15 protein-coding genes are annotated in these 13,686 nt (G+C 33.8%); 10 read left to right on the top strand and 5 right to left on the bottom strand.

The features are described from left to right. Nucleotides 1-14: 14 nt before the first annotated feature. From ACFE0M_RS10085 to ACFE0M_RS10075, 3 genes are read right to left on the bottom strand one after another with little or no spacing between them, the layout of a single operon-like run. Complete coding sequence (locus ACFE0M_RS10085) at nt 15-431, bottom strand: ATP-binding protein (RefSeq protein ID WP_434545636.1); 417 nt, start codon at nt 429-431, stop codon at nt 15-17. After that, nucleotides 415-768, bottom strand: a complete 354-nt coding sequence (locus tag ACFE0M_RS10080) for an STAS domain-containing protein (RefSeq protein WP_434545635.1) — start codon at nt 766-768, stop codon at nt 415-417. Before ACFE0M_RS10080 ends, ACFE0M_RS10085 begins: the two co-directional genes overlap by 17 nt. 44 nt (nt 769-812) lie before the next feature. Beyond that, nucleotides 813-2,876 (bottom strand): GAF domain-containing SpoIIE family protein phosphatase, encoded by a 2,064-nt coding sequence (locus ACFE0M_RS10075; protein ID WP_434545634.1) that lies wholly within the window; start codon nt 2,874-2,876, stop codon nt 813-815. A 76-nt stretch (nt 2,877-2,952) separates the two neighbouring features. Between ACFE0M_RS10075 and ACFE0M_RS10070 the strand changes: the two genes are divergently transcribed. From ACFE0M_RS10070 to ACFE0M_RS10055, 4 genes are all read left to right on the top strand, one after another. Continuing rightward, nucleotides 2,953-3,657: a septal ring lytic transglycosylase RlpA family protein gene (locus ACFE0M_RS10070; RefSeq protein ID WP_434545633.1), complete on the top strand. Its 705-nt coding sequence runs from the start codon at nt 2,953-2,955 to the stop codon at nt 3,655-3,657. 164 nt (nt 3,658-3,821) lie between these two features. Next, nucleotides 3,822-3,935 (top strand): DUF4160 domain-containing protein, encoded by a 114-nt coding sequence (locus ACFE0M_RS10065; RefSeq protein ID WP_434545632.1) that lies wholly within the window; start codon nt 3,822-3,824, stop codon nt 3,933-3,935. A gap of 19 nt (nt 3,936-3,954) precedes the next feature. After that, nucleotides 3,955-4,119, top strand: coding sequence for a hypothetical protein (locus ACFE0M_RS10060; protein WP_434545631.1), 165 nt, complete (start codon nt 3,955-3,957; stop codon nt 4,117-4,119). Nucleotides 4,120-4,122: 3 nt separating this feature from the next. Further along, nucleotides 4,123-4,365, top strand: a complete 243-nt coding sequence (locus ACFE0M_RS10055; protein ID WP_434545630.1) for a DUF2442 domain-containing protein — start codon at nt 4,123-4,125, stop codon at nt 4,363-4,365. Between the two features lie 4 nt (nt 4,366-4,369). Here ACFE0M_RS10055 and ACFE0M_RS10050 read toward each other — a convergent pair whose 3' ends face one another. Further along, nucleotides 4,370-5,500, bottom strand: a complete 1,131-nt coding sequence (locus ACFE0M_RS10050; RefSeq protein WP_434545629.1) for a DUF4221 family protein — start codon at nt 5,498-5,500, stop codon at nt 4,370-4,372. Nucleotides 5,501-5,647: 147 nt separating this feature from the next. Between ACFE0M_RS10050 and ACFE0M_RS10045 the strand changes: the two genes are divergently transcribed. After that, on the top strand, nt 5,648-6,442 hold the full coding sequence (locus tag ACFE0M_RS10045) for an SDR family oxidoreductase (RefSeq protein WP_434545628.1): 795 nt from the start codon (nt 5,648-5,650) through the stop codon (nt 6,440-6,442). Between the two features lie 53 nt (nt 6,443-6,495). Here the strand turns inward: ACFE0M_RS10045 and ACFE0M_RS10040 are convergent, their stop codons facing one another. Continuing rightward, nucleotides 6,496-6,924, bottom strand: a complete 429-nt coding sequence (locus ACFE0M_RS10040; protein ID WP_434545627.1) for an FKBP-type peptidyl-prolyl cis-trans isomerase — start codon at nt 6,922-6,924, stop codon at nt 6,496-6,498. Nucleotides 6,925-7,143: 219 nt separating this feature from the next. On the opposite strand from ACFE0M_RS10040, the gene ACFE0M_RS10035 reads away from it, so the two are divergent. The 5 genes from ACFE0M_RS10035 (at nt 7,144) to ACFE0M_RS10015 (ending at nt 13,591) form a co-directional block, all read left to right on the top strand. Next, nucleotides 7,144-8,535 carry a sigma-54-dependent transcriptional regulator gene (locus ACFE0M_RS10035; protein ID WP_434545626.1) on the top strand — a complete coding sequence of 464 codons (1,392 nt, stop codon included), beginning with the start codon at nt 7,144-7,146 and terminating at the stop codon, nt 8,533-8,535. 43 nt (nt 8,536-8,578) lie between these two features. Continuing rightward, nucleotides 8,579-9,871: a sensor histidine kinase gene (locus tag ACFE0M_RS10030; protein ID WP_434545625.1), complete on the top strand. Its 1,293-nt coding sequence runs from the start codon at nt 8,579-8,581 to the stop codon at nt 9,869-9,871. Between the two features lie 26 nt (nt 9,872-9,897). Then, on the top strand, nt 9,898-10,167 hold the full coding sequence (locus tag ACFE0M_RS10025; RefSeq protein ID WP_434545624.1) for an acyl carrier protein: 270 nt from the start codon (nt 9,898-9,900) through the stop codon (nt 10,165-10,167). Between the two features lie 182 nt (nt 10,168-10,349). Continuing rightward, nucleotides 10,350-12,728, top strand: a complete 2,379-nt coding sequence (locus ACFE0M_RS10020; RefSeq protein WP_434545623.1) for a TonB-dependent receptor — start codon at nt 10,350-10,352, stop codon at nt 12,726-12,728. Further along, nucleotides 12,728-13,591, top strand: coding sequence for a DUF4249 family protein (locus ACFE0M_RS10015; protein WP_434545622.1), 864 nt, complete (start codon nt 12,728-12,730; stop codon nt 13,589-13,591). Before ACFE0M_RS10020 ends, ACFE0M_RS10015 begins: the two co-directional genes overlap by 1 nt. The last annotated feature ends 95 nt before the right edge of the window (nt 13,592-13,686 follow it).

Here is a 13,686-nt window from a genome sequence, read left to right as displayed (position 1 = left end):
ATAATCAATAAGTTTTATTCAGATTTAAATCTTTTATGCAAAATGCAGGTATTTTTTTCTTCTTTATTAGTGAATTCTACTTTATCCATGATCCGCCTGACCAGCATTAAGCCAATTCCACCTTTTTTCTTGGTTTGCACCACTTCTTGAATGGAAGGTTCTTTGTATTTTTTGATATCGAATTTTTCGCCTTCATCCGAAATCTCAAAGGTAACCCCATCCTTCTCTACGAAAACTTCGAGATTGATGGCTTCATTGGCATTACAATAATTGGAATGGATAATCAGATTGGCACAGATTTCATCCACCGCCAAAACCATTTGGTTGATTTCCAAATCATCATGAACATAGGCCTTCAATTTTTCGGTTATAAACTCCCGAATATCCTTTAGGCGCGTTTTTTCACAATATACTTTAAGATTGAACTTCATGTAACTTCTCCTTCGCTTCCTGCTTGTTGGTCATTATTACCATTAATTGATCTAGGCCTAATATTTGAAATACATTCAAAACTTTATCACTCAGGCCATATATAACCATTTTGATGTTTTTAGTTTTAAAATCATCTATGTATGACATAAAAACACCCAGTCCCGCAGATGAAATATAATTTAAATCCGTTCCATCCACTAAAATGAATTTAACGGCATCATCATTTGCCAATTCGGTCAAAGCTTCATCCAAGTGAATGCTAGAACTGGCATCTACATCCCCTTCTACTTTTAAAATGTGATCTTCTCCCTCTATTTTGGTTGTTATGTTTATCATACAAACTTTATTACGTGCTTATTTTCAGTAGGTTGACTGCCATGTTATAAAAATCTAATTATTAAAGCAGTATAATCATCATCCAGATTTTCCGTACCGATAAAATCATATAAATATTTAATAAGACCATCCTGAATTTCTTTAGGATTTTTATCGCTATTTTGCTCTAAATAGGCACAAAGCCTATCATAACCGAATTCTTCACCTGCAGTATTTTTTGCCTCAATTATTCCGTCAGTATATAGAAATAGGATGTCCCCGCTATTGTAATGTATCTTGGTGATGTCAATAAATTTCTCAAAACTATCATTTCGGACTATGCCGAGCCCCATTCCGTTATTATGGAAATAATCCGCTTTCTTTTCTTTATGGCTGTAGAATAATCCGGGACAATGTCCTGCTCTAGAAAAGGTGATGCTCTTTTCATTTGAGTCAATGGTGTAATAAGCTGCGGTTATAAATGAGGTTTTTTCAAGACAATGGCTTAAAGCATGGTTTGCCCTGGTGAAAAAAGTTTTAGAATCTAAATCAAATTGGACCAAACTGTGAAAAACCCCTTTCATTTGAGACATATTGAATGAAGCGGAAGTTCCTTTTCCGGATACATCCCCAATAATCACAGCAGTTTTATGATCGGCTGTTTTAAAGAAATCGTAATAATCACCCCCGACTTCATCGGCAGATTCATAAAATGCATGCATTTCAAATTCGGTATCTGAAATTAATGAATGGGGTAAAAGACTTTTTTGTACTTTAGAGGCAATTTTCAATTCTTCTCTATATCGTTCATTTTTTAATGCCTCAGTTAACAACTCAAAATTTTCTATTGAAATACATGCTTGGTTTACAAATGAACTGATGATATTCACCATTTCTTTATTGAAACCATCAGAAACATCCTTTAAAACTACCAATAGCCCAATTTGGCGATCTTGTATAATTAAAGGCATGACTAAAACAGAACCATAATCAGGGTCATTTAAGTTAGAAGTAAGCTTAGTGAGATTTAAATCTTTTTTAAAATTATTCGCCTTATGCTTATTCAAATATGAAAAAATCCCACTATCCTGTATGCTTTTCCGAACTTGCGTGATTTTTAAATCGGAAATATTGGATTTTATAATTCTACTAGCTTCTTCATTTTCATAAATCTCTAACCATGCACTGGTTGAGAAAACCGCGTTATTACTGCTTTCCAATAAAACTTCGTAAACCTGATTTTCACTATCTCCTTTTTGAATTGATTGACTTAAACGCTGGAAATTTAATACTTCGCTAATTTTTTGTTCAAATACAGAGGAAGTAGGTAGGTTGAAAAGAATAACCAAAATGGATATTAATGCATAAATAAAGATAAAGCCCGCAATGACCAGAATAAAAATATTGTCCAGTAAGTCCATAACCAAATTGAACTCCTGAGAAAAACCGAAAAGGTTATTGATAAAATAATAGAGATACAAAATCACTAGGGCCAATAGCAATATGCTTCTCCATTTTTGCTTAAAGTTGAGGTAGGCAATCCACTTAAGGTTGAATGATAAAACCAAACCATAAAGTATGAAAACTCCTAATAGGCCATTGAATAACCATTGTTGAGTGCCCGTTTGAAAAAAGCTGTAAAGCAATGATGCCAATAAAGAATATTCAAATACTTGCCAAATGATTAATAAGCGCTTGTTTTTTTGATAAAGAATGAGCCTTTTCCAAACAATAAAGGTGGAAACCAAGAATATTATGATGGCACCGAGGTTTATGTGGTAAAAGAAATTTACCGTCAGCGGGTTTTGCAATAATTTGCTATCACTTAATAAATAGAAAAATAAACTGACTGAAAGTTGTACTAGGGAAACAATGAGCCCTGTTGAAAAAACATGCCATAGCAAATCTATAAAATTGATGCTCTCCGCCTTTTGAATTCTAATTTTGAAAAAGAAATAGAAGAAAATAATGTAAAGGGAAAGCAATAATTGAGGGATTTCCTCAGTGATACCAGCATTGGCACCATTGATTTCAGCAAATAGCAAGAATAAATCAGCCAGCACCAATGATAGCCAGCAGAGTATTGCAAATAGTATTGTGAGGCGTAAAAGTCCTTTTTCTGAAATCAATTTTTTATTTTTCTAAACTTTGGCAAAATAAGCGTTTAAATATTATTGTGAAAATAGTTTTACAAACATTAAATTCATGCACACAAAAAAAGAACTCAAAATGCTACAAAAGCTATTTATTATTTTTTCATTGTTTTTATTTACGCTTGGATCTTCTATTGCTCAAATCCAAAAGGGAACGGCTTCATATTACGCAGATAAATTTGAGGGAAAGCAGACAGCCAGTGGTGAAAAATATAAGCATAAAAACTTAACCGCAGCCCATAAAACATTGCCTTTTGGCACCATTGTAAAAGTAACCAATCTTGAAAACCAGGAAACCGTAGAAGTGAGGATAAATGACCGTGGACCTTTTGTTTCCGGTAGAGTGATAGATTTATCTCGTTCTGCTGCAGAAAAATTGAAATTCGTCAATCAGGGTTTGGCAGAAGTACAAATAGAAGTGGTTGATGCAGGTGATGGCAGAACCAATAGCAATAGACCGGTTCAAATTGATCAGCAAATTGATAGGGACACCCACTTCCAAATCAAAGTAAAAAGAAAAGAGCCTTCAGGATATGGAGTCCAGATTGGAAGCTTTCAAGGTTTTGATAATATGCTGAAACTTTCTGAAAATGTTGAAAAGTCATACCGAGCTAAAATTTATGTAGAAATTAAAGAATTGAATGACTCGAAAGTGTATGCCATCATTTTAGGGGATTACAGAAACAGAAAAAAGGCAGATAAGCTAAAAGCAAAAATAAATGATCGTTTTCCTGATGCTTTTGTGACTAGGTATTAGGAGTAATTAAATTATTTGTAATTAATTTTTTCAAAAAGCTAAGAAAGTAAATTAACATCAAGGTTTAAAACATTGATAATGAATGGGTAACATTTAAATATAAAGGCTACTGAATGAAATTATTTTACATAGTAGAGTGTATTTTATTATATTAGAACAAAAACATGCCAAAATTATATGAATATTTAGGACTAATAATTCTGTTTTATTCAAATGAACATGAGCCAATTCACGTACATTGCAAATTTCAAGGAAAGGAAAGCGGAACTAATATATAAAAACGGAAAATTTGTTGAAGTGAGAATTTCAGATGTTTCAGGAAAAGACCCATTAGATTCTCAAAACTTGAAAAAGTTCAAAAAATTAGTTGAGGTTTATCGAGATGATATTGTTAGAAAATGGATAGATTTCTTTGTTTATAATAAACCAGTAGTGTCAGAACGAATTACAAAAAAGATTTGAAATATGGTAGTGTCAATTGAAAATGCGGAATATAAAGGAGATTATACAATTAAACTTAAATTCTCAGATGGAATTGAAAGAGATATAGACTTTAGTAACTTTCTAAAGAATTCCAAAAACCCTATGACTAAAAAATATTTGGATAAAGAATTGTTTAAAAGCTTTACTATTGATTATGGAGACATTAATTGGAATGATTATGAAATGTGTTTTCCTATTTGGGATTTGCACGAAGGGAAGATTTAGGTAATTAATTTAGACTGATTATCACAAACCCCATTTCATCTTCCATGTTTTTGTAAATATAGATTTTTCCATCTTTCACAAAATAGGTTTCTGGTACTTTATCTAGTTCAATATTCCCTATTTCATGTATTTGATTAAGGTTTTCATCAAAAATGGTCAAGATGATATTCCAGTTTTCTTCCTCTTGGTCTGGAGTAGTTGAAAATGATGAAAAGCGGTAATACTGTTTTCTAGTTTTGTCATAGACAATTTCTCCAAAAGAATTACTTTTTTTTCTGGAAGACATGATTCTCCCTAATTCTTCCATTGATTCAACTTCAATCTTACCAGCAATTTCATTTTTATTGCCGCTTAATTGGCTATGGTATGTTTTGTGAATTACACTATCAAGTTGCATATCATAGTAATGAAGTTCATTTAACATATCATTACACATAATATATTTATTATCATTGAAAAGCGAATATACTTTGGTTCTAATATTCATTACACTCCCACCAGTTGTCAAGGATACGCGATATGCATCAAGCTGTTTTAAATCATCCATCCAATAAATCTCTCTGGTGTTTTTCTTCAAATCTAGCTTAGCAAAGCCTCTAAGGTAGCTAAAAACCTTATTTACTAAGTTAATTGAAGTTTTCTTTGAAGGAACAAATAGGCCAGTGGTTTCCATTCGATAACCAGCTGGCATTGAGTCTCCTTTAAATTGATTGTTCGCTATTTCATATTGGTTTATTAATTCTGCATTATAATCAAATAACAAGATGTCTTTTGAGTTTTGTATCGCAATTTTGTTTGTTGTAACGAATTTTACATTACTTACATTGGAACCAGTCCCATTAGGCCCTTCAATCTCAAATGGAATAAAATCGACCAATTCCATTTTATTCATATCAATAATTTCCAAGCCATGTCGGTTATTGGTGTTAAATTTAAACATGAAGTTATTCTCATCATCAAAATCAAATGACTGCAGTCCATATTTTGTATCAATGATTTCTCCTTTGGCATCCACCATTGCAGAATCTATGGAAATATTGATAACTGATTTTTGCTTACCGTTTTCAGACCCCCCACCACAGGACGAAAAGGAAATGATAATAATGGATGAAATAAAATAGATAATATTCTTCATTTTTGTTTTTGATTTTCGGATCGAAGGCTTGAAGGTATAATAATTTTAAAATATACTAAAATATTAGTTAAATTTCTTTTGGTTTTTCCAAAGATTTGAAGCTGATAAAATGTAAATTCGCTTTAGTGTTTTGATGATTGATATAAAATGACAAAAGTAAAAGATAAGATAGCATGGGTAACGGGTGCAAGTTCCGGAATAGGAGAGGCCATTGTTTATGAACTTATAGCAAAAGGAGCAAAAGTGGTAATTTCTGCAAGGCGTAAGGAAGTTTTAGAGGAAGTGAGAGCAAAATCATCCAAACCTGAAAATATTATGATTCTGCCGCTTGATTTGGCCGATATGAAATCATTTGATTCCAAAGTTGCAGAGGTATTGGATCACTATGGAAGGATTGATATATTGTTCAATAATGGCGGCATCAGCCAAAGAGGAATGGCTCTGGAGACGGATTTATCAGTGGATAGAAAAATAATGGAAATCGATTATTTCGGTACGATTGCCCTTACAAAAGCTGTGGCTCCGCACATGGTCAATCAGAAATCAGGACATTTTGTCGTAACCAGCAGTTTGGTGGGAAAATTTGGTTCGCCTTGGCGCTCATCTTATGCCGCAGCTAAACATGCACTGCACGGTTTTTTTGATTCCCTGAGAACTGAACTTCATGAATCTGATATCAAAGTCACCATGATTTGTCCTGGTTTTATCAAAACGGATGTTTCGGTTAATGCTTTAGGCTCTGACGGAAAGCCCACTGGCGAAATGGATGATGCTCAAGCCAATGGAATGACTGCACAAGAATGTGCCAAGAGAATTATCAGAGCAGTTGAAAAAAATAAACTGGAAGCCGTAATCGGAGGAGCGGAGAGATTTGGTGTGTTAGTGAAAAGGTTATTTCCTAATTTATTTGCTAAGATTATATTAAAGAGTAGTGTGAGGTAAATAAAAAAAGCCCGAATCAATCGGGCTTTAAGTTAATGTTGTTAAAATACTGATTAGCTAATTTCAACTAATTCGATTTCGAAATTTAAGTCTTTTCCTGCTAATGGGTGATTAGCATCCAAAACTATATGGTCATCATTCACTTCTGCTACTAAAACAGGTAAAGCTTGACCGTCAGGCTGTTGCATTGATAATTGCATGCCCACCTCTGGTTTTATTTCTTCCGGAACCTTGTCATGAGGAACTGGAACCATCATATCATCTCTTTTGTCACCATAAGCTTCTGCGCTAGGGATATCTGCAGTTTTCTTATCTCCAACTGCCATACCATCTACCGCTTTGTCAAAACCGGCAATCATCTGACCTGCACCTAATTCAAATTCAATTGGTTCTCTTTCTAAAGAACTATCGAAAACGGTACCGTCAGTTAATTTTCCTGTGTAGTGAACTTTTACTTTGTCGCCTTTTTTTGCTGTTGACATAATTTTTGCTTTTGTAATTTGCTTTTATAAACTGCAAAGCTACCATTATCATTCCCTAAAGAAAAAATATTCTCCATTAAATCCTAAAATCGTTCGTTTCTGTAACAATTTTGTACGATAATGAACAGTGTTTGCTGATGATTTATTAAATTGTGAACACTTGAGACGTTTTTGGTCTTTGGCATTGTTTTTATCTAATATCAATACAATCAAAAAATTATGGAAAAAGAAATAAATAAGGTTTTAATAATAGATGATGATGAGGATGTTTTGTTCGCGGCCAAAATGCTATTAAAAAAGCATGTAAAAGAAGTGATCATCGAAAAAGATCCTCGTAAGATTCCTTTTCTTTTAAATCAAGCCACATATGATGTCATTTTATTGGATATGAATTTTAGTCAAGACACTACCAGTGGAAAAGAGGGAATGTATTGGCTGGAACAAATCAAAGAAAGGGACCCTAAAGCAGTGGTGATTTTAATCACTGCATTTGGAGATGTGGAAACTGCCGTAAATGCCTTGAAAAAAGGGGCAACGGATTTTGTATTGAAGCCTTGGCAGAACGAAAAGTTAGTGGCGACTATTCACGCAGCCTCACAGCTGAAAAATTCCTACAATCAGGTAAGCCGATTAGAACAAGAAAAGCAACAATTAGAGGAATCTATAGACGCACCCTTTAAATCCATAATTGGGGAAAGTAAAGCCCTGCAGAATGTTTTCACTATAATAGATAAAGTGGCGGCCACAGATGCCAATGTTTTGATTTTAGGCGAAAATGGAACAGGAAAGGAGCTAATTGCCCGTGCTTTACACAAGAAATCAAACCGCAAGGATAATTCTTTTGTGAGCGTTGATATGGGGGCATTGACCGATTCATTATTTGAAAGCGAGTTATTCGGTCATAAGAAAGGCGCTTTCACTGATGCTAAAATTGACAGAGCAGGAAGATTTGAAATAGCGGATAAAGGCACCATATTTTTGGATGAAATAGGAAATCTTAGTGCACCGCTTCAAGCAAAATTATTGAATGTCTTACAAAACAGAACCGTAACCCGTTTAGGAAGCAATGAAGAAATTCCATTTGATACCCGTTTGATTTGTGCAACTAATGAGGATATTAATGCTAGAGTAAATGAGGGGGATTTTAGACAAGATTTACTATATAGAATCAATACGGTAGAGATTCATTTGCCGGCATTGAGAGAAAGGATTGAGGATATCCCTTTGTTGGCAGAACATTTCATTGGAATTTATGCCAAAAAATATAAAAAAGGTGATATGAAGATCAGCCAAAATGCCTTAAGGTTACTACAGAAATATCATTGGCCAGGTAATATCAGAGAATTACAACATGCCATAGAACGTTCTTTAATCATGGCGGATAATTCCACTTTAGAAGCGGATGATTTTTTCTTTCTATCAAAAGGCGGTAATTCAAATACACAGCAATCATCAACAATGGATGATAGCTTTAATTTGGAGGATGTAGAGAGACAAACCATTCAAAAAGCAATACAGATTCATGGAGGTAATATTTCAAAGGCAGCGGATGAATTAGGGCTGACTAGGGCCTCTTTATATAGAAGATTAAGCAAATATGACCTTCAATAATCCACTTCTCAAAAGGTTTTTAATTCGGTTGATATTGTTGATCTTGACAATATTTGTATGGGCAATTGTTTCTGTTCATAATGAATCTTTCTTTTTGGGATTGGTTTTTTTGGTGCTTATTGTGATTCAATCCAGGGCTTTATTTAAAGAACAAGCGGCCAATGAACTGTCCATCAATCGTTTTTTAGATCAGTTGAAAAAGAATGAGATAGATTTTGAGCCGGAAGAAAAAAACGAGGATCTCAAAAATCAATATAAGGCCATCATCAATTCAATTAAAGAAAGGCAAAAAGAAAAGGAAGCAGAATACCAATATTTCCGCAATATTGTTCAGCATGTAGGAATTGGCATTATTACTTTTAATAAATCCGGAGATATTCAATTATATAATTTTGCCGCTAAAAAATTATTGAATACTTCTTATCAAGTCAATAATATTAAGCAATTGTCAAAAGTAAGTGAGGAATTGGTGGAGACCTTCCGCGAACTCAAAACAGGAGGAAGTAAATTAATTCAAGTCAATATAGGTGAGGAGAGCAGACAATTATCTGTTTATGCTATAGAACTTCAATTACATGATAAGCATTTCAAATTGGTGTCATTGCAAAATATTCAAACAGAATTAGATGAAAAAGAAATGGAGGCTTGGAGAAACCTCATCAGAGTATTGACCCATGAAATCATGAATTCCGTAACACCTATTTCTTCCTTAACAGGTACAACTCGTGAAATGCTGAGCGAATATAAAGCCAATGATAAAGAAGAAGTTGCTATCCAAAAAGATGACATGGAGGATTTAATGTATTCACTTAAAACCATTGAAAACAGAAGTGAAGGCTTAATTAGATTTTTAAATGAGTTTAGAAATTTAACTCATACGCCCACTCCAAAATTAAAAAGTGAAAACATCAATGTGCTTTTAGAAGGGATTTGTTTATTAATGAGCAAAGAATTAAAAGGGAAATCAATAAAAATTCATAAGTCTTTTGATCAAAAAGTTCCTGAAATTTCAATTGACCGTGAATTAATAGAGCAGGTGATTATCAATTTAGTGAAGAATGCTTCAGAGTCGTTCGATTCAGCACAGGATGAAAAAAATATCTGGATCACTTCCAACCTCGATGCCAAAAAAAGAGTCGTTATCAGTGTGAAAGACGATGGAGCAGGAATAGAACCAGAAGCCTTAACGAAAATTTTTATTCCGTTCTTTACTACCAAGAAAAACGGTTCTGGAATTGGGTTGAGTTTATCTAAAGAAATAATGAGAAAACATCAAGGTAATATATCAGTTCAATCAACGTTAGGAACAGGTACAGAGTTTGTATTAAAATTTTAGTGATTACCCTTTAAAAAGTTATATTTGTGGAAAAAATAATCAAAATGCCAAAAGAAGAAATTCAAAAAACTATTACAAACATATTGGTTGAAAAACTAGGGATTGCCAGTTCAGAAGTGACTGCCGATGCTAGTTTTATCAAAGATTTGGGAATAGATTCATTGGACTATGCGGAATTGGTAATGGAATTCGAACAAAATTTCAATATCAGAATTCCGGATATGGATGCTGAAAAATTATCTACTGTTAATCAGGCTGTTAAATATATAGATGAGAAAATTCAGTCTGCAGACTAAAAGCTCTTTTATAATTTAATCTGGATTTAATACCGATGGTAAGTTATTATGAACCATCGGTTTTTTGTTTGTCCTCATATTACTCCATTCATATAAACTATTGTTAAGTTTTCATGAATTAACTAACAAAAGTAGGAACCTATCGTTTTTCGGTCAGTGTAAGCTATCTACTATCGACCTTTATGAAATTCAAATTATTAATATTACTGATCTTATTTGCCTTTCAGCTACCTGCCCAAAAATATACTATAAGTGGCTATGTAAAAGAAGCAGGTTCAGGTGAAGTATTAATTGGCGCTACGGTTGTGGACAAAGACCAGCCAGGAAATGGCATGGCTACCAATGTATATGGTTATTATTCATTTGACTTACCACAAGGAGAATATACCTTAAAAGCAAGTTATGTAGGTTATGCTTCAAAAGAAATCAAGATTAATCTTACTGAAGATAAATCAATCAATTTCAACCTAGAGGAAGAAACCTCAAGTTTGGAGGAGGTTGTGGTCTCTGCAACAAGGAGTGATGAAAATGTCAGCTCGGTCAAGATGAGCACAGAAAAATTGCAAATTGAGCGGATTAAATCTATGCCTGCACTTTTTGGGGAAGTTGATATAGTCAAAAGTTTACAATTATTACCGGGCGTTTCCACCGCTGGAGAAGGTACATCAGGAATGTTTGTAAGAGGTGGAAGTTCAGATCAAAATCTTATTTTACTTGATGAGGCAACGGTTTATAATGCCAGCCATTTATTAGGTTTCTTTTCAGTTTTCAACCCGGATGCAGTTAAAAATGTGGAAATCTACAAAGGGGGCATTCCTGCCAAATATGGGGGTAGAATTTCTTCTATTTTGGATATTCAAATGCGAGAGGGGAATAATCAGGAATTTGAAGCTTCCGGTGGGATTGGGAGTATTAGTAGCCGATTAACCGCAGAAATTCCAGTTGTGAAAGATAAATCTTCTTTATTATTATCGGGAAGGAGAACTTATGCCGATCTTTTTTTGACCTTTGCTCAAGATGAGAATATCAGAAATAACACCCTGTATTTCTATGATTTCAATACCAAATTTAATTATCGATTTAGCGACAAAGATAAAATTTTTGTTTCTGGTTATTTTGGCCGAGACAATTTAGGCTTTCAAGATTTATTCGGTTTCGATTGGGGTAATGCAACAGTTTCAACAAGATGGAACCATCTTTTTAATGATAAACTATTTTTGAATACAACCATGCTTTATAGCAATTTTGATTATGGATTTGATGTTAATACTGCTGGCTCCGGTTTTAACTGGAATTCAGGTTTACAAGAGTATAATTTAAAATTTGATTTCGACTATTTTTTAAATAATAATAATACGCTTTTTTTCGGAGCCAATGCTATTTACCATGTTTTTGCGCCAGCGGAAATAAGGTCTCAAGATTCCAATGTGCAAGACTTCAACCTTCAAAATGATTATGCTGTTGAAACTGCACTTTATATAAGTAATCAACATACCATAACAGACAAATTGAGTATGGAATATGGTATTCGATACTCCTCTTTTGCAAAAGTGGGGCCTGATTCTGTTTCTATTTATGCTGAAGGCCAAAGAAAAAGGCCGGAAAATGAAATCAGAACTGACGTATATGATAATGGAGAATTAGTGAAATACTATGGTGGTTTTGAACCTAGATTAGGTATTCGTTATATGATGAATTCTAAAACGAGTTTAAAAGCTTCTTACAATAGAATGCGACAATATTTGCAAGTTGCGACCAACGCAACTGCCGGTTTTCCTACTGATCGATGGATTCCAGCTGATTATCACATAAAGCCTGTTATAGGAGATCAAGTGGCAATTGGCTATTTCAGAAATCTGAAGGATAACGCATGGGAAATATCGGTAGAAGGATATTATAAATGGTTACAAAATGTGGTGGATTTTCTACCTGGAGAAGATGTACTTTTAAATGATAGAATTGAAACAGCTGTGGCGGATGGCATTGCCTGGTCTTATGGAGCAGAATTTATGCTCAGAAAAAATATTGGGAAGACAACGGGATGGTTGAGTTATACCTTATCAAGAACCCAAAGACAAATTGAAGGTGTGGCCAGTGGAGACCCCTATTTGGCACGATATGACAAACCTCATGATGTGGCTTTGGTTGTGTCACACAAATTTTCTGAAAGATTATCTTTTTCTGGTAATTGGGTTTATGCAAGTGGGGCGGCAGTTACTTTTCCTGAGGGGAGGTATATCATGAATGGACAAAACATACCCTATTATGATGACTCAAAAAGAAATACTAGTAGAATGCCGGATTTCCATCGGATGGATTTAGGCTTGACTTACCAATTGAAAAGCAGATGGAAGCGTTATAATCACGAGATTAATGTTTCCTTTTATAATGTTTATAATCGTAAGAATCCATTTTCTATAGAATTCAGGGAGGTCAACAATAATGACCCCAATTTTAATGAATCACAAGATGGACCGATTACCAGCACAAGACCAGCTGCAGTAAAAACTGCTTTATTCGGTATTATTCCATCTGTTACCTATAATTTTTCTTTTAACTAATGAAAGCGAATAAATTTAAAATATTAAGCCTTCTTTTGGCCATTCTATTAAGCTGGTCTTGTCAAGAATTAATTGATTTGGATTTGGAACAGTCAGAACCAAAGTTGGTGATTGAAGGTAAATTAATAAATGAGCAGTCTTTTCAGAAAGTAAAAATATCGGAAAGCTTGAATTACTATGATACTGCTGGAATGCCTCCGTTCACACAAGCTGAAGTGAGTCTGCTGGATAGTGATTATAATTTAATTGAGGAATTTGTTTATTATAATGAAGACAGTGTCTATAAATCTAATAGTCCAATAGAACTTACTGTTGGAGAGGAATATATTCTTCATATTGAAGCTAAAGGTGAATTGTTAGAAGCAAAAGGAAAAATTTTAGAAAATGCTACATTGGATTCTTTATATTATTTGTCCGCAGAAGAATTACAAAGTTTAGGCCAGCCTACTTTTGGTGAGGGCTTCTTTATGTTTGTGAGCGGAGAACTTAACAATGAAGGAATTGAGTATTTTAAATTAGACGTAACTGTAAACGATACGCTGAGAAATTCCAGAGGAGCTTTGTCTAATTCTGTTTTAACATCTGAATTTTTCGGCAAAAAATTTCAGGCATTGCCAGTGCCAGGTACTTTTGAGAAGGAAGATTCTGTTGCCTTGGAACTTTACACTTTAAATGAAGATGTATATCAATATTATGTGGAGTTTATAAATCTATTATTTAATGATGGAGGAGTGTTTAGCCCACCACCAGTAAACCCTAAAACCAATATAAAAAACATCACAAATCCTGAAAATGAGCCTTTGGGCTTCATTCAATTTAGTTCAATCCAAAGGAGAAATATTATTATAGAACCTAAAGATTGACAGAATCGGATAAATTTAAGCTAATTTTGACACTTTTTTAACTGTATATTATCTCTACTATTAAATTAATATTGAGTTCCTTTTAAAGGAATGTT

Origin of the sequence: Marivirga sp., assembly GCF_051117495.1 — a bacterium.
Classification (GTDB): Bacteria; Bacteroidota; Bacteroidia; order Cytophagales; family Cyclobacteriaceae; genus Marivirga.
The sequence above is the reverse complement of the archived record's forward strand: the minus strand, read 5'-3'. Positions and strand labels throughout refer to the sequence as shown.